Origin of the sequence: Pseudomonas sp. LABIM340 (assembly GCF_040017195.2) — a bacterium.
In the GTDB taxonomy this organism is placed as follows: domain Bacteria; phylum Pseudomonadota; class Gammaproteobacteria; order Pseudomonadales; family Pseudomonadaceae; genus Pseudomonas.
Genome location: NZ_CM200227.1, coordinates 1,871,207 through 1,886,394, shown reverse-complemented (window position 1 = coordinate 1,886,394; position 15,188 = coordinate 1,871,207). Strand labels below are relative to the sequence as shown.

Sequence of the window (15,188 nt, the reverse complement as noted above, 5' to 3'; positions counted from 1 at the left end):
CAACGCCTGGGCGGAACACGGCAGAGGCAGCCGGAAAGAGAGGGAGGTCGATCCTACCCAGCTCTTCCCGGCCGGTAAAGCCTTAGCCGACCGACCAGCGCCAGCCGTTTTCCGCGCATTCCAGCCGCGCCTCCAGCGCCAGCCGGGCAAGCAATGCCTCGTCGTGGGACACCACCAGCAGCGCGCCGCGGTATTGCCGCAGCAGGTTTTCCAGCGCCTCGCGAGATGGCAGGTCGAGGTGGTTGTCCGGCTCGTCCAGGAGCAGCAGCTGCGCCGGATGCTCGGCGTAGAGCTCGCAGGCCAGCGCCGCCTTCAGCCGCTCCCCACCACTGAGCAGGCCACTGCGCAGCTCGACCCGAGCCGCCGGCAATCCCAGTTGCGCCAGCCGGGTGCGCAACACCGAAGGGTCCGCCACGCGATTGCGCTCCTCCAGCAGCTCCAGCACCGAACGATCAGGCGACAGTGCGGCGAGATGCTGATCGAGGTAGGCACTGCGCACCCTCACTTCGCACGAGCCCGCCACAGGGGCGAGCTCGCCCGCGATGACCTTGAGCAGGGTCGACTTGCCGCTGCCGTTGCGCCCGGTGACCGCCACGCGGCGTGGGCCGCTCAACTGCAAGTCCAGCGGCGCGGCATTGCCGAACGGCAGGCGCAGCGCCTCCAGCTGCAACACGCCACGGGATTCGGGCAGCTCGCAGTCCGGCGCGTTCAGCACCACCGCAACCTCTTCGCGCAACTGCCCGAAAGCCTCGTGCACCTCCCGCGCCAGCCGCTCCCGGCGCTCATCCTGCTGCGTAGCCAGGCGCGCGATGCTGGTCTGGCTGCGCTCCTTCTGCCGGTCAACGAGAATCTTCGCCTGGTTGGCCTGCTTCGCCTCCTTGCGCCCCTTCGCCTGCCGGTGCTCCTGGCGCTCGCGCTGCTCCTGCATGGCGTGGTGCTGACGATCACGCTCCAGCTTGCGCCGCTGCAACTCACGCTGGGCGTTGTCCTGCTCCTGCTCGCGCACCTCGCGGTAGAAGGCATAGCCGCCGCAATAGCTGCGCAGGCCCGAGGACGACAACTCGACGATGCGCTGCATGTCGTCCAGCAGCAGACGGTCATGGCTGATCAGGATCAGGCCGCCGCGCCAGCGTTGCAGTTGCTCACGCAGGGCCTCGCGGCCGGCGCGGTCGAGGTGATTGCTCGGCTCATCGAGGATCAGCCAGTCCGCCCCGCTGAGCCACGCGCCGAGCAGTGCCACCCGCGTGCATTCGCCGCCGCTGAGACGCGAGGCGGGCGTGTCCGGCAGCAGATGGGCGAGCCCGGCAGCAGCCAGTTCGGCTTCCAGAAGAGCGCGGACATCCCAGTGACCGTCGAGGCGTTCGAAGTCAGCGGGATCGACTCCACCGGCCTCGACTCGCGTTAACGCATCCAGCAACGGTTGCACACCGGCCAGCTCGGCAACGCTGCGGAACGCCTGCGGCTCGATACGTTGCGGCAGGTAATGCACCAGCCCGGACGCCTGGCAGCGGCCAGCGCTGGCAGGCAGCTCGCCGGCCATGATCCGCGCCAGCACGGACTTGCCCGCGCCATTGCGCCCGACCAGCGCGCTGCGGCGCTCGTCGAAAGTTTCATTGAGGTCGCTCAGCAGCGGCTCGCCGCTGGGCAATTGGAAAGAGACGCCTTGCAGCGCCAGGGTGAACGGGCTCGTCATGCGCAATACCAGATTGATGCCGGAAATCCCCCGGGAACGGGCCAGGGAAGGAAACGGGCCGTGAAACCACGGCGGCATCAATTGCGCATCGGACGAACACCTCGCGAAGGGGAATAAGGGGCGCAGTATAACGGCAGTCACGAGGCAGACGCGGCCGCCGGGCAGAAATCAGCGCGCAGAAAACCTTTCCAGGCGCCCTCGCGAGCGGCGACACTGCCCTCCCCGCCCGCGTGCGGCAGTCAAGAACACCGTACAAGGACGTCAGCCCATGCGCCGCTCCACCTCCGTCGCCGAACTGTTCCGCGAAGAGCCCATCCAGTGGGGCCTGCGTGGCGACCCGTACCTGTGGCGGGAAATGGCCGAGCTGCTCGTCGACACGCCGTGGCCCGCCGGCGACGTGGAGCTGACCCAACGGCTCACGGCGCTTTTTGAGCAGCTTGTCGGCATTTCCCTGGATGATCCCAAACCCGTGCACCTGCCGCGCCATGCCCACGGCGGCATGTCCAGCGGGATGGTCAGCAGCGAATTCTGGCGCGAGCGGGCTATTCCGTTGCTGGTGGAGCGCTACCGGACTTTGTCCCGGCAAACGTAGATATCCATAGGGCAAACACGACGCAGGATGGTGTGGAGCGAAGCGATGCCCATCAATTCCGCGCGCGGATAGAAATGTCGGCAGTAAGGCATTCGCCGGCCCTGCCGGCGGATCGCGTGCATGGCACGCTCCTACAGGGTGCATGACTGTAGGAGCGTGCCACGCACGCGATGGCGGACAAGGTCCGCCATCGACTATGAGCTGCGCGGCCCGTGGTTGCGCCGGAAGGTCTCCTCCCCCATCGCCGCAATCTGCCCTTCGATCAGCGCTTCGAACGGGCGCAGCAGGTCGGAGTGAGACTGCGGTGCATCCAGCGCATCGAGTGCATGCACCACTGCCTCGATGGTCGACAGCGCGCCTTCGGCCGGCGCCTTGCGCAGGCGGTAGCGCGAGGTCAGCCCTTCAGGAAGAACGACCCGTGGCAGCGCCGCGAGGTTCGGGTTGAGGTGCAGCAGCTTGCGCGCCTTGCGCCAGGTGCCGTCAGGCACCACCAGCAGGCGTGGTTTATCCAAAGGCTGCGCGGCCAGTTCGGCCAGCGCCACGGCAGATTCACCGGGGAACAGCAGCCAGGCATCCCAGGCGGACAGGTCGAGGCCACTGAAATCTTCGCCGACCAGCAGTTCTGCATTGGCCAGGCCAAGCGCCGCCAGGCGTGCGGTATTCAGCGCATGCCCGACCTCGCTCGGGTGCTGCAGCAGGAGCACGCGGGTGCGATTGTCCAGGCGCGGGATCAGCGCGCACAGGCAGTGGTTCAGCGGGCGCTCGCAGCGCGGACAGCGGGCCCGGCTCATGACTGGCTCGGCTGGGTGCGCAGCAGGTCGCGGAAGTTCTGGATCAGCGGCTCACGGGAGCGGCCACGGCGCAGGATCAGCGAGAACGGCGCCTGGTAGCCGAAGGTCGCCGGCAGCAGCGCACGCAGGCGCCCCTGCTCTACCCAGGGGTGCGCGTAGTGCTCGGGCAGGTAACCGATGTAGCCGCCGGAGAGGATCAGGATCAGCTGCGCCTCCATACTCTCCACGGTGCCGGCGCTGTGCTTGAAGCCGTGCCGCGCCAGTTCCGCCTGGCTCCAGTAGCCACGGCCGACCATGCGCTGCTGGGTGATCAGCTCGGCGGGGATGCGCCGGCCGTCGAACAGCGGGTGGCGGTCGCTGCAGTACAGCCAGTGCTGCTCTCTATAAAGAGGCTGGTAGACCAGGCCGTTCATCCGGCTGAAGAACGAGCCGATGGCCAGGTCAAGACGGTTATCCAGCACCGCCAGTTGCAGCTCGTACGGGCTCTGTACCTGCAGATGCAGGTGCACCGCCGGGTGCAGGCTGCTGAAGGAGCCGATCACATCGGCCAGCGGCAGCGCCGGATCGCTCACGGTGGAGTCCAGCACGCCGAGGTTCAAGGTGCCGCGCAGCTCGCCCTTGAGGGTCGCCGCGTAGCGTTCGAAGCCTTCCAGTTCGCCGAGGATGCGCAGGGTTTCCTGGTGGAACAGCTCGCCCTTGCTGGTCAGCCCGAAGCCGCCCCGGCCGCGGTGGCAGAGCACGATGCCCAGTTGGTTCTCCAACTGGCTCATGTAGGTACTGATTGCCGAGGTCGACAGGTTCAGCTCCTGCTGGGCGGCGGCGAAGCCCTGGCTGCGCACCACGCAGGCGAAAATCCGCAGCAGTTTGACGTCGGGCAGTGCGCTCGCGCTCATGAAGACTCCGCAAAACCGCGGCCGGGCCGCTCTAGTTCAGTACTTTCTGTACCTGAAAAAAGGATGATAGCAAGCCAGCTATCTATTCAGGAACCACAGGCCACAAGCCCGGCGAGCCGTCTGCTGCGGCAAGGTGGCGCAGTCTAGCGACCCTCTTTAGTTTAGAAAACTCTGAAGTGATTATTTGTAGCCAGCGATTTTTTTCACTACCGCCCGTGACGAGAATCGGCCCTCAGTATTCAACAAGCCTGTTTCCACGAAGACAGCGATCAGCCTGAGGCCCTCCCCATGGACAAGAAACTTCACCAGCCCCTGGGCGGTAACGAAATGCCGCGTTTCGGCGGCATCGCCACCATGATGCGCCTGCCGCATATCCAGTCCCCCGAAGAGCTCAACGAGCTGGACGCCGCCTTCGTCGGCGTGCCCCTGGACATCGGCACCTCCCTGCGCTCCGGCACTCGTTTCGGGCCGCGCGAAATCCGCGCCGAGTCGGTGATGATCCGTCCGTACAACATGGCCACCGGCGCCGCTCCGTTCGACTCGCTGAACATCGCCGACATCGGTGACGTGGCGATCAACACCTTCAACCTGATGGAAGCGGTGCGCATCATCGAGGAGTCCTACGACAAGATCCTCGACCACGGCATCCTCCCGCTGACCCTGGGTGGCGACCACACCATCACCCTGCCGATCCTGCGTGCCATCCACAAGAAGCACGGCAAGGTCGGCCTGGTGCACATCGACGCCCACGCCGATGTGAACGACCACATGTTCGGCGAGAAGATCGCCCACGGCACCACCTTCCGCCGCGCGGTGGAAGAAGGCCTGCTGGACTGCGACCGCGTGGTGCAGATCGGCCTGCGTGCGCAGGGCTACACCGCCGAAGACTTCAACTGGAGCCGCAAGCAGGGCTTCCGCGTGGTGCAAGCCGAAGAGTGCTGGCACAAGTCGCTGGAACCGCTGATGGCCGAAGTTCGCGAGAAAGTCGGCGGCGGCCCGGTTTACCTGTCCTTCGACATCGACGGCATCGACCCGGCCTGGGCGCCGGGTACCGGCACCCCGGAAATCGGCGGCCTGACCACCATCCAGGCGATCGAGATCGTCCGTGGCTGCCAGGGCCTGGACATCATCGGCTGCGACCTGGTCGAGGTCTCCCCGCCCTACGACACCACCGGCAACACCTCGTTGCTCGGCGCCAACCTGCTGTACGAAATGCTCTGCATCCTCCCGGGCGTAGAGCGCCGCTAAGCGCGCACGAGCACACCCATGAATAACGACGCCTGCGTAGCACAGGTGCTGGAGGCTGCCCGCGTTCTCGTGGCAGCCTTCGCGCGCACCGACACCGAAGCCTACTTCGCCGCCTTCAGCGAAGACGCCAGCTTCATCTTCCACACCTGGCCGCAGCCGCTGCTTTCGCGCGCGGCTTACCGCGAGGTGTGGGAAAGCTGGCTGCGTGACGATGGTTTCGAGGTCCTTGACTGCCTTTCGAGCAACACCTTTGTGAGCCTGCAGGGCGAAGACGTGGCCGTGTTCTGTCACGACGTCGCCACGCGGCTGCGCATCCAGGGAGAGGAAAGCCTGAACCACGAACGGGAGACCATCGTCTTCCGCCGTGATCCGAAACAGGGCCGCTGGCTGGCCACACACGAGCACCTGTCACCGTCTCCGACGCCATAAAGACAGGGCTCCCCGGGAGGAAGTCATGGATAACAAGAACAACGCACACGCACACGCAATCACAACGATCGAGACATTCGGGGTCGAACAGATCCCGGACAACGAACGCAACGCCACGCCCACCGACCTGTTCCGCATGATCTTCGGTGGTGCCAACACCTTCGCCACCGCCGTGCTCGGCAGCTTCCCGGTGCTCTTCGGGCTGTCCTTCCAGGCCGGCGTCTGGGCCATCGTCCTCGGCGTGCTGGTCGGTTCGATCATCCTCGCACCCATGGGCCTGTTCGGCCCGCTCAACGGCACCAACAACGCAGTCTCCTCGGGCGCCCACTTCGGCGTGCACGGGCGGATCGTCGGCTCGTTCCTGTCGCTGCTCACCGCCGTCGCGTTCTTCTCCCTCTCCGTGTGGAGCTCGGGCGATGCGCTGATCGGCGGCGCCAAGCGCCTGTTCGACCTGCCGGAAACCGACCTGACCCTGGGCCTGGCCTACGGTCTGTTCGCCGTGCTGGTGCTGATCGTCTGCATCTACGGCTTCCGCTTCATGCTGATGGTCAACAAGATCGCCGTCTGGGCCGCGAGCCTGCTGTTCCTGCTCGGCCTGTTCGCCTTCTCCGGCCCGTTCGACGCTGGCTATGCCGGCACCGTGCAGATGGGCAGCGAAGGTTTCTGGGCCGCCTTCATCGGCGCCGCCCTGCTGGCCATGAGCAACCCGGTATCCTTCGGCGCCTTCCTCGGTGACTGGGCCCGTTACATCCCGCGCCAGACCTCGCAGAAGCGCATCATGCTGGCGGTGATCTGCGCCCAGCTGGCGACCCTGATCCCGTTCCTGTTCGGCCTGGCCACCGCCACCATCGTTGCGGTCAACGCCCCGGACTACATCGCGCAGAACAACTACGTCGGCGGCCTGCTGGCCGTATCGCCTAGCTGGTTCTTCCTGCCGGTGTGCCTGATCGCGGTGATCGGCGGCATGTCCACCGGCACCACCTCGCTGTACGGCACCGGCCTGGACATGTCCAGCGTGTTCCCGCGCCTGCTCAACCGCGTGCAGGCCACCCTGCTGATCGGCCTGCTGTCCATCGCCTTCATCTTCATCGGTCGCTTCGCCGCGAACCTGGTGCAGAGCGTGTCCACCTTCGCCGTGCTGATCATCACCTGCACCAGCCCCTGGATGGTGATCATGATCCTCGGCCTGGTGATCCGCCGTGGCTTCTACCACGCCGATGACCTGCAGGTGTTCACCCGTGGCCAGGAAGGCGGCGCCTACTGGTTCCACAACGGCTGGAACTGGCGCGGCATGGGTGCGTGGATCCCGAGCGCGGCCATGGGCCTGTGCTTCGTTAATCTTCCGGGCCAGTTCGTCGGCCCGCTGGGCGACCTGGCCGGTGGTATCGACATCAGCCTGCCGGTGACCCTCGGCATGGCCGCCCTGCTCTACGTCGCCCTGCTGCGAACCTTCCCGGAGCCCGCTGGCGTCTACGGCCCCAAGGGCCCGCGCTGGGTCGGCAGCCATGACCGCCCGGTGCGCAGCATCAGCGAGCCGACGGCCTGATCCAACGTTCGTGACCTGACACGAACGGCTCTACCTGAAAGCCCCCCATCGGACCGGTTGCCGCCGGTCCGGTGCCCTACCGCACGCCACAAGCGCGCGGCAACAATGACAATGCAAGTGTGAGGAGCCGACCATGGCGTTAGATCTGATCGTCGTACTGATATATGCCGCTGGCATGTTGTGGCTGGGCTGGTACGGCATGCGCCGCGCCAAGACCCACGAAGACTACCTCGTGGCCGGCCGCAACCTCGGCCCGTCGTTCTACATGGGCACCATGGCCGCTACCGTACTGGGCGGCGCCTCCACCGTGGGCACCGTGCGCCTGGGCTACGTCCATGGCATTTCCGGCTTCTGGCTGTGCGCCGCCCTGGGCGCCGGCATCATCGCGCTGAACCTGTTCCTCGCCAAACCGCTGCTCAAGCTGCGCATCTTCACCGTTACCCAGGTCCTGGAGCGTCGCTACAACCCCATGGCCCGCCAGGCTTCGGCGGTGATCATGTTCGCCTACGCGCTGATGATCGGTGTGGTCTCCACCCTGGCCATCGGCACCGTGATGCAGGTCCTGTTCGGCCTGCCGTTCTGGGTGTCCGTGCTGCTGGGCGGCGGCGTCGTGGTGATCTACTCCACCATCGGCGGCATGTGGTCCCTGACCCTGACCGACATCGTGCAGTTCATCATCAAGACCGTCGGCCTGATGTTCATCCTGCTGCCGATCTGCCTGTACCGCGTCGGCGGTTGGGACGAGCTGGTCGCCAAGCTGCCGGCCAGCGCCTTCAGCTTCCACACCATCGGCTACGACACGATCATCACCTACTTCCTGATCTACTTCTTCGGCATCCTGATCGGCCAGGACATCTGGCAGCGCGTGTTCACCGCCCGCGACGACAAGGTCACCAAGTACGCCGGCACCGCCGCTGGCGTGTACTGCGTGATCTACGGCCTGGTCGGCGCGCTGATCGGCATGTGCGCCAAGGTCCTGCTGCCTGACCTGGACAACGTCAACAATGCCTTCGCCGCCATCGTCAGCGCCGCCCTGCCGGACGGTATCCGCGGCCTGGTGATCGCCGCAGCCCTGGCCGCGATGATGTCCACCGCCAGCGCCGGCCTGCTTGCCGCCTCCACCACCATCACCGAGGACCTGCTGCCGATCTTCACCGGCCAGCGTTCCACTCGCCTGAGCCTGAACCGCATCTGCACCCTGCTCACCGGTATCGTGGTCCTGGGCATCGCCCTGGTGGTGAACGACGTGCTAAACGCCCTGACCCTGGCGTACAACCTGCTGGTGGGCGGCATGCTGATCCCGCTGATCGGCGCCATCTACTGGAAGCGCGCCACCACCGCCGGCGCCATCACCAGCATGGCCCTGGGCTTCATCACCGCCCTGGTGTTCATGTTCAAGGATGGCCTCGACGCCAACACCCCGATCTACTACAGCCTGGCCATCGGCCTGGTCAGCTTCATCGTCGTCAGCCTGCTGTCGCCGCGCCCGGCGCCGGTCGCTGACGCGGTCTGACAAGAACTTGCGCTAGGCAAAAGGGCGCGGCGAGCTGATCTCCGCGCCCTTTTGCTTTATGACAACGACCTCACCCACGAATTTTAAGGAACTGCCATGACCACCTGCGGCGAATTCCTCGTCAAGCAACTCGAAGCCTGGGGCGTCGATACCGTCTTCGGCATCCCCGGCGTACACACCGTCGAGCTGTACCGCGGCCTGCCCCACAGCGGCATCCGCCACATCACCCCGCGCCACGAACAGGGCGCCGGTTTCATGGCCGACGGCTATGCGCGCGTCACCGGCAAGCCGGGCACCTGCTTCATCATCACCGGTCCGGGCATGACCAACATCCTCACTGCCATGGGCCAGGCCTACGCCGACTCCATCCCCATGCTGGTGATCTCCAGCGTCAACGAGCGCTCGCGCCTGGCCCACGGCAACGGCTACCTGCACGAGCTGCCGAACCAGCGCGCCATGGTTGCCGGCGTCAGCGCCTTCAGCCACACCCTGATGAGCGTCGACGAGCTGCCGGCCGTGCTGGCCCGCGCCTTCGCCGTGTTCGACAGCGAGCGCCCGCGCCCGGTACACATCGAGCTGCCGCTGGACATCATCACCGCCCCGGCCGACCACATGCAGGTGCTGCCGCGCGTGCAGCTGGCCCGCCCGGCCCCGGCCCGCTCGCCGCTGCACGAGGCCGCCGCCAAGCTGGCCAAGGCACAGAAGCCGCTGCTGCTGCTCGGTGGTGGCTGCGTAGCCGCCCAGGCCGAAGCCCGCGCGCTGGCCATTGCCCTCGATGCGCCGACCGCGCAGACCATCAACGCCAAGGGCCTGCTGCAGCCGAGCCACCCGCTGCTGATCGGCAGCAACCAGTCGCTGATCCCGGTCCGTGAACTGGCGCTGGAGGCTGATGTGGTGCTGGCCATCGGCACCGAGCTGGGCGAGACCGACTACGACGTGGTGTTCGACGGCAACTTCAAGATCGGCGGCGAGCTGATCCGCATCGACATCGACCCGCAGCAGCTGATGCGCAATTTCGCGCCGACCATCGCCATCCAGGCCGACGCCCGCACCGCCATGCGCGCCCTGCTGGAGCTGCTGCCTGCCCGCGAGGCCGACGCCGCCAGCCCCGGCGCCCAGCGCGCAGCCAAGGTGCGCGCGCAACTGGCCGAGGACTTCAGCGGCTGGGCGCACTACCGCACCCTGTTCGACAAGATCCTCGAAGTGCTGCCCGACGCCCGCTTCGTCGGCGACTCGACCCAGACCGTCTACAGCGGCAACCACCTGGTGGAACTGGACGGCGGCCGCCGCTGGTTCAACGCCTCCACCGGCTACGGCACCCTGGGCTACGGCCTGCCGGCCGCCATCGGCGCCAAGCTCGGCGAGCCGGGCCGCCCGGTGATCAGCCTGATGGGCGACGGTGGCCTGCAGTTCACCATGACCGAACTGGCCAGCGCCGTGGAAGCCAGGGTGGGTATCGTCGTGCTGCTGTGGAACAACCACGGCTACGGCGAGATCAAGCGCTACATGGAACGCCGCGACATCACCCCGCTGGGCGTGGACATCTACACCCCGGACTTCCTCGCCATCGCCCGCGGCTTCGGCTGCGCCGCCGAGCGCGCCCGCGACCACGACCACCTGCAGGAGCTGCTGCGCACCGCACCGAGCGATCGCCCGCTGATCGTGGAAGTGATGGAAGCGGCGCCCTTCGCGCCGTAACCCAGGTCCCGTAGGGCGCATAACGCGCCAGCGTTATCCGCCATCGGCCCTCGCACCACGGCCATCGGCGGATAACCGCAAGCGGTTATTCGCCCTACGTTGCTTGCGACGTGGGGCGGGTTATCCCCAACCCGCCCCGCCGCCCTGCCCTCTCCCAGAGGGAGCGGGAAACGCACGGAGCCGGGTGTCTGGCGCAGCTACCGGCGCCGGCCACTCCCCCCCCAAGGTTCCGCACGGTTCCCTCTCCCTCTGGGAGAGGTTAGGGTGAATGCACAGTCACCCGCGATCCGCGCGCCGGACGCGTCGCGCATCCCACCCGGAATCCGACTCATGAAGATCGTCACCCGTGACCGCTGGTTCGAGGTCCGTCACTGCTACGACGGCGTCAGCCTGATCCACGAGCCCTACGTCCGCCCCTTCTACCGCTGCAACATGTGGCACATCCAGGGACGCGAGCGCGACGTGTTGGTGGACAGTGGCTCCGGCCTGGTCAGCCTGCGCGAACAACTGCCCTGGCTCACCGACCGCCCGCTGCTGGCCGTGGCCAGCCACACCCACTTCGACCACATCGCCGGCCACCACGAGTTCGACGAGCGCCTGGTACACCCGGCCGAAGCGGACATCCTCGCCAGCCCCGACGGCGAACGCACCCTGGCTACTGCCTTCGTCGACGACGAGATGTTCGATGCGCACCCGGACTGCCCGCTGTGCTACGCCGAGTACCGCGTCAAGGCCGCGCCGGCGACCCGCACCATCGATGAAGGCGACGTGCTTGATCTCGGCGACCGTACCCTGCAGGTACTGCACACCCCCGGTCATTCGCCGGGCGGCATCAGCCTGTGGGAAGAGAGGACGCAGACGCTGTTCTCCGGCGACATCATCTACGACGGCCCGCTCATCGAGGATGCCTATCACTCCAACCTCGACGACTACGCCGCGAGCCTGGCGCGCCTGCGCGAGCTGCCGGTGCGCACCGTGCACGGCGGGCACTTCGAGAGCTTCTCCGGGGAAAGGCTGAAGTCGATGATCGACGGCTGGTTCAAAGCCCACGAATAGCAGGCATGAAAAAACCCGCCAGCTGGCGGGTTCTTCCTTTGCGGTAACGCGGGCGCGATCAGTAGCGCCGGCGCTGCTCCATCAGGCGACGTTGCTCGTCGCTGCGGATGGGGATGGGTTGCAGACGTGGAGGCTCGATCAGGCCGAGCGTGACACCGAGTTTCCACGCAATGCTTTGCAGCCAGACTTTCATGGAATGCCTCCTTGTACGAATTCAGGTCGGGCGGCCCGTTACCACCATGGGCCGCCCTAGGAAGAATAGCCCGGCGTCCCACTCTCCGCCCGTGCCACTCACTCCTTGCAACAAAGACTATCGTCTTCCCTCGCCGCAGCGCCTGACCTGAATCAAGAGCGCGACATTTCCCAATTCAGCGGCGAAGCATCCGCCGAATCCACTGCTCGCTGCTCACCAGCGTGATGCCCGCCAGCACCAGCGCGGCGCCGGCAACGAAATTCAGGGTCAGCGGCTCGCCGAGGATCAGCACGCCAAAGGCGATACCGAACATCGGCGTCATGAAGGAAAACACCGCCAGGTTCGACGCCAGGTAGCGGCGCAGCAGCCAGAACCAGGTGAAGTAGCTGAAGAACGACACCACCAGCCCCTGGAACAGCACGCTGCCCACGCCGACGGCGGTGAAGCTCACGTCATGGGTCTTGCCCAGCGCCAGCGCGGCGAAGGGCAGCAGCAGCGCGGCGATCAGCAGTTGGTAGAACAGCGTCAGGATCGGCTTGGCCTCGGACAGCCGCGTGGTGCGCACCGCCACCGTGGTCATGCCCCAGGCGAACCCGGCGAGCACGCCGAAGGCATCGCCCAGCAGCATGCGGCTGTCCATGCTGGAGAAGTCGAAGCCACCGCCGAAGCACATCGCGATGCCGCCGAAGCACACGCCGATGCCGATCCATTGCAGCGGCCGCAGGCGCTCGCTGGGCAGCAGGAAATGCAGCGCCAGCGCCGAGAAGATCGGCGCCGTATAGATGAACACCGCCATGTGCGAGGCCGAGGTGTAGACCAGCCCCTGGGCGATGAAGAAGAACTCGGCGGCGAACAGCACGCCGGCCAGCAGCCCGCCCTTGAGCGTGCCCTGGCGCAGGAAACCATCCCAGCCACCGCGCCAGCACATGATCAGGCCCACCGCCACGGCAGCCACCAGGTTGCGCCCGAAGGCCTGCATGATCGGCGCGATGTCCGGCGCGGCCAGTTTCACCATCACCGCCTGGATGCCCCAGATCACGCACAGGCCGGTCATGACCTGGATGGCGAAGGCGTCGGCGCCCTTGCGCTCGACGAGGTTGGCTTGGGAGTTCATGGCGAGGCTCGGCAGCAATGGGCAGGAATCGGGAAGCCACAAGGACAATCGGCGGACTTCCTCGAGGAAAGTCCGCCGATCATGCCAGTTCGCGCCCGCCGGCCGCCAACGGAAATCCGCTGTTCAGCCAGCTGCCAGCGACATTACTTCCCGGATTTCACCTGGGTCCAGGTGCGGGTGCGGATGCGCTCCAGTTTCGGCGGCAGCATTTCCACCGAGAACAGCTTGGCCTGCACGTCCGCCGGCGGGTAGACGTTGGGGTTGTCGTGCAGTTCCTTGGAGATCAGCCCGTCCGCCGCCTGGTTGGGGTTGGCGTAGGCCACGTAGTCGGAGATCGGCGCGACCACTTCCGGGCGCAGCAGGTAGTTGAGGAAGGCGTGGGCCTGCTCGACGTTCTTCGAATCCTTCGGAATCGCCAGCACGTCGAACCAGGCGGCGGCGCCTTCCTTGGGAATGCGGTACTCGATGTGGATGCCGTTGCCCGCTTCCTTGGCGCGGTTGGCCGCCTGCATCGCGCCGCCGGACCAGGCCAGGGCCACGCAGACGTCGCCGTTGGCGAGGTCGGTGACGAACTTCGAGGAGCTGAAGTAGGTGATGTTCGGGCGCAGCTTCGCCAGCAGTGCCTCGGCCTTCTTGTAGTCGTCCGGGTTGTGGCTGTTGGGCGACAGGCCCAGGTAATGCAGGACCTGCGGGATCACCTCGGTGGGCGAGTCGAGGAAGGCCACGCCACAGGATTTCAGCTTGGCGAGGTTTTCCGGCTTGAACACCAGGTCCCAGGAGTCCACCGGCGCATTGTCGCCGAGCACCGCCTTGACCTTGTCGACGTTGTAGGCGATGCCGTTGGTGCCCCACATGTAGGGCATCACATACTGGTTGCCCGGGTCCTTGCTCTCCAGCACCTTGAGCAGTGCGGGATTGAGATTCTTCCAGTTCGGCAGCTTGCTCTTGTCCAGTGGCTGGAACACGCCGGCCTTGAGGTAGTTGGGGAGGAAGCTGTCGCTGGGCACGACCACGTCATAGCCCGAGTGCCCGGAAAGCAGCTTGGCTTCCAGCACTTCGTTGCTGTCGTAGACGTCGTATTGCGGCTTGATGCCGGTCTCGCCCTGGAAGCCCTTGAGGGTGTCCGGGCCGATGTAGTCGAACCAGTTGTAGATGCGCACTTCCGGCGCAGCGCTGGCGGCGCTGGCCGTGACGAGGGTGGCGGCGGCGAGCAGGCCGCGCAGCGCGGTATTCTTGTTCATGTCCTTCCCCAGCTGGATGCGCTCGCGCAAAAGGTTGCGAGCAATGAAAAGCAAACGGGCGGATTCTCATCCGCCCGATTCGTCTTATCAGCGTGCAGCGCCTTCGTAGCCCTGCAGCACGTTCACCGCGTTGACGCCGATGGCTTCCACCGCGTAACCGCCTTCCATGATGAACAGGGTCGGGATACCCAGTGCGGCGATGCGCTCGCCCATCTTCAGGTAGTCCGGGCTGTCCAGCTTGAACTCGGAAATCGGGTCGTCCTTATACGTATCCACGCCCAGGGAGACAACCACCGCATCCGGCGCGTAGGCGGAAATCTTCTGGCAGGCATCTTCCAGCGCGGCGAACCAGCCGTCCCAGCCGGTGCCATGGGGCAGCGGGTAGTTGTGGTTGTAGCCTTCGCCGGCGCCTTCGCCGTGCTCGTTGGCGTGGCCGAGGAAGTACGGGTACTCCACCAGCGGGTCGCCATGGATCGAGGCGAACAGCACGTCGTTGCGGCGGTAGAAGATGTCCTGGGTGCCGTTGCCGTGGTGGTAGTCGACGTCGAGGATCGCCACGCGCTTGGCACCCTGGTCGAGGAAGGCCTGGCTGACGATGGCGGCGTTGTTCAGGAAGCAGTAGCCGCCCATGAAGTCGCTGCCGGCGTGGTGGCCCGGCGGACGGCACAGGGCGAAGGCGGTGCTGGCGCCCTGGCGCATGTGGTCCTGAGCGGTCAGCGCGACCTGGGCCGAGCTGTACACGGCCTGCCAGGTGCCGGCGGTGATCGGCGCCTCGGTGTCGAAGCTGTAGTGGCCCACTTCGCCCATCAGCGCAGTCGGGATCGGACCGTCACGCAGCAGGCGACGCCCCGGGAAGGTGGTGGAGACCAGGTCGCCGGTGTGACCTTCGGCCGCCCAGCGGGCCCAGGCACCCTTGAGGAATTCGACGTAGCGGGTGTTGTGCGCGCGCAGGATCGGCTCCATGCCGAAGTCCTTGGGCTCGATGATTTCGCCCAGGTTCTGCGACTTCACGCGGGCCAGCACAGTGTCCGCGCGGCTGGGCATCTCGAAGCAGGGCTGGAGTTTGCCGTCGACCAGTTCGGACTGGCCGAAATGCAGGCGGTGATCATCGCTGTACACGGTAAGCATGGGAGTACCCTCTGAAGGATTCTTGTTGTCCGGTGACGGGAATTCTGCCCAGC

14 protein-coding genes are annotated in these 15,188 nt (G+C 66.1%); 7 read left to right on the top strand and 7 right to left on the bottom strand.

Annotated features, from left to right (window positions below):
• Positions 1 to 82: 82 nt before the first annotated feature.
• On the bottom strand, positions 83 to 1,693 hold the full coding sequence (locus tag ABKS89_RS08910) for an ABC-F family ATP-binding cassette domain-containing protein (RefSeq protein ID WP_348589605.1): 1,611 nt from the start codon (positions 1,691 to 1,693) through the stop codon (positions 83 to 85).
• A gap of 268 nt (positions 1,694 to 1,961) precedes the next feature.
• Between ABKS89_RS08910 and ABKS89_RS08905 the strand changes: the two genes are divergently transcribed.
• A complete protein-coding gene (locus ABKS89_RS08905) occupies positions 1,962 to 2,285 on the top strand; it encodes a hypothetical protein (protein WP_348589607.1) in 324 nt (107 codons plus the stop codon).
• 194 nt (positions 2,286 to 2,479) lie between these two features.
• Here ABKS89_RS08905 and ABKS89_RS08900 read toward each other — a convergent pair whose 3' ends face one another.
• Both ABKS89_RS08900 and ABKS89_RS08895 read right to left on the bottom strand, forming a co-directional pair.
• Positions 2,480 to 3,076, bottom strand: a complete 597-nt coding sequence (locus ABKS89_RS08900) for a tRNA-uridine aminocarboxypropyltransferase (protein ID WP_348589609.1) — start codon at positions 3,074 to 3,076, stop codon at positions 2,480 to 2,482.
• Complete coding sequence (locus ABKS89_RS08895; protein WP_024765259.1) at positions 3,073 to 3,969, bottom strand: LysR family transcriptional regulator; 897 nt, start codon at positions 3,967 to 3,969, stop codon at positions 3,073 to 3,075. The genes ABKS89_RS08900 and ABKS89_RS08895 overlap by 4 nt, the downstream gene beginning before the upstream one ends.
• A 288-nt stretch (positions 3,970 to 4,257) precedes the next feature.
• Between ABKS89_RS08895 and speB the strand changes: the two genes are divergently transcribed.
• The 6 genes from speB (at position 4,258) to ABKS89_RS08865 (ending at position 11,459) form a co-directional block, all read left to right on the top strand.
• On the top strand, positions 4,258 to 5,217 hold the full coding sequence (gene speB / locus ABKS89_RS08890) for an agmatinase (RefSeq protein WP_081520337.1): 960 nt from the start codon (positions 4,258 to 4,260) through the stop codon (positions 5,215 to 5,217).
• An 18-nt stretch (positions 5,218 to 5,235) separates the two neighbouring features.
• On the top strand, positions 5,236 to 5,646 hold the full coding sequence (locus tag ABKS89_RS08885) for a YybH family protein (RefSeq protein WP_192224155.1): 411 nt from the start codon (positions 5,236 to 5,238) through the stop codon (positions 5,644 to 5,646).
• A gap of 25 nt (positions 5,647 to 5,671) precedes the next feature.
• The gene (locus tag ABKS89_RS08880) at positions 5,672 to 7,192 is read left to right on the top strand and encodes a purine-cytosine permease family protein (protein ID WP_348589610.1); all 1,521 of its coding nucleotides are present in this window, start codon (positions 5,672 to 5,674) and stop codon (positions 7,190 to 7,192) included.
• Between the two features lie 133 nt (positions 7,193 to 7,325).
• The gene (locus tag ABKS89_RS08875; protein ID WP_348589611.1) at positions 7,326 to 8,705 is read left to right on the top strand and encodes a sodium:solute symporter family protein; all 1,380 of its coding nucleotides are present in this window, start codon (positions 7,326 to 7,328) and stop codon (positions 8,703 to 8,705) included.
• A gap of 96 nt (positions 8,706 to 8,801) precedes the next feature.
• Complete coding sequence (locus ABKS89_RS08870) at positions 8,802 to 10,403, top strand: 5-guanidino-2-oxopentanoate decarboxylase (RefSeq protein WP_138212722.1); 1,602 nt, start codon at positions 8,802 to 8,804, stop codon at positions 10,401 to 10,403.
• 330 nt (positions 10,404 to 10,733) lie between these two features.
• A complete protein-coding gene (locus tag ABKS89_RS08865) occupies positions 10,734 to 11,459 on the top strand; it encodes an MBL fold metallo-hydrolase (RefSeq protein WP_348587651.1) in 726 nt (241 codons plus the stop codon).
• Between the two features lie 58 nt (positions 11,460 to 11,517).
• Here the strand turns inward: ABKS89_RS08865 and ABKS89_RS08860 are convergent, their stop codons facing one another.
• The 4 genes from ABKS89_RS08860 to ABKS89_RS08845 all read right to left on the bottom strand — a co-directional run bounded on the left by ABKS89_RS08860 (position 11,518) and on the right by ABKS89_RS08845 (position 15,135).
• Entirely contained in the window at positions 11,518 to 11,652 is a 135-nt protein-coding gene (locus tag ABKS89_RS08860) for a PA1414 family protein (RefSeq protein WP_260403232.1), read from the bottom strand.
• A 175-nt stretch (positions 11,653 to 11,827) separates the two neighbouring features.
• Positions 11,828 to 12,766: a DMT family transporter gene (locus ABKS89_RS08855; RefSeq protein ID WP_348587653.1), complete on the bottom strand. Its 939-nt coding sequence runs from the start codon at positions 12,764 to 12,766 to the stop codon at positions 11,828 to 11,830.
• A gap of 143 nt (positions 12,767 to 12,909) precedes the next feature.
• Positions 12,910 to 14,007, bottom strand: coding sequence for an extracellular solute-binding protein (locus ABKS89_RS08850; RefSeq protein ID WP_348587655.1), 1,098 nt, complete (start codon positions 14,005 to 14,007; stop codon positions 12,910 to 12,912).
• Positions 14,008 to 14,094: 87 nt separating this feature from the next.
• Positions 14,095 to 15,135: a histone deacetylase family protein gene (locus tag ABKS89_RS08845; RefSeq protein ID WP_138212718.1), complete on the bottom strand. Its 1,041-nt coding sequence runs from the start codon at positions 15,133 to 15,135 to the stop codon at positions 14,095 to 14,097.
• Positions 15,136 to 15,188: the final 53 nt, after the last annotated feature.

Bases quoted from the DNA above. Each gene is read 5' to 3' on its own strand.
- ABKS89_RS08910 (WP_348589605.1), bottom strand. From the start codon at position 1,693: ATGACGAGCCCGTTCACCCTGGCGCTGCAAGGCGTCTCTTTCCAATTG.
- ABKS89_RS08905 (WP_348589607.1), top strand. From the start codon at position 1,962: ATGCGCCGCTCCACCTCCGTCGCCGAACTGTTCCGCGAAGAGCCCATC.
- ABKS89_RS08900 (WP_348589609.1), bottom strand. From the start codon at position 3,076: ATGAGCCGGGCCCGCTGTCCGCGCTGCGAGCGCCCGCTGAACCACTGC.
- ABKS89_RS08895 (WP_024765259.1), bottom strand. From the start codon at position 3,969: ATGAGCGCGAGCGCACTGCCCGACGTCAAACTGCTGCGGATTTTCGCC.
- speB (WP_081520337.1), top strand. From the start codon at position 4,258: ATGGACAAGAAACTTCACCAGCCCCTGGGCGGTAACGAAATGCCGCGT.
- ABKS89_RS08885 (WP_192224155.1), top strand. From the start codon at position 5,236: ATGAATAACGACGCCTGCGTAGCACAGGTGCTGGAGGCTGCCCGCGTT.
- ABKS89_RS08880 (WP_348589610.1), top strand. From the start codon at position 5,672: ATGGATAACAAGAACAACGCACACGCACACGCAATCACAACGATCGAG.
- ABKS89_RS08875 (WP_348589611.1), top strand. From the start codon at position 7,326: ATGGCGTTAGATCTGATCGTCGTACTGATATATGCCGCTGGCATGTTG.
- ABKS89_RS08870 (WP_138212722.1), top strand. From the start codon at position 8,802: ATGACCACCTGCGGCGAATTCCTCGTCAAGCAACTCGAAGCCTGGGGC.
- ABKS89_RS08865 (WP_348587651.1), top strand. From the start codon at position 10,734: ATGAAGATCGTCACCCGTGACCGCTGGTTCGAGGTCCGTCACTGCTAC.
- ABKS89_RS08860 (WP_260403232.1), bottom strand. From the start codon at position 11,652: ATGAAAGTCTGGCTGCAAAGCATTGCGTGGAAACTCGGTGTCACGCTC.
- ABKS89_RS08855 (WP_348587653.1), bottom strand. From the start codon at position 12,766: ATGAACTCCCAAGCCAACCTCGTCGAGCGCAAGGGCGCCGACGCCTTC.
- ABKS89_RS08850 (WP_348587655.1), bottom strand. From the start codon at position 14,007: ATGAACAAGAATACCGCGCTGCGCGGCCTGCTCGCCGCCGCCACCCTC.
- ABKS89_RS08845 (WP_138212718.1), bottom strand. From the start codon at position 15,135: ATGCTTACCGTGTACAGCGATGATCACCGCCTGCATTTCGGCCAGTCC.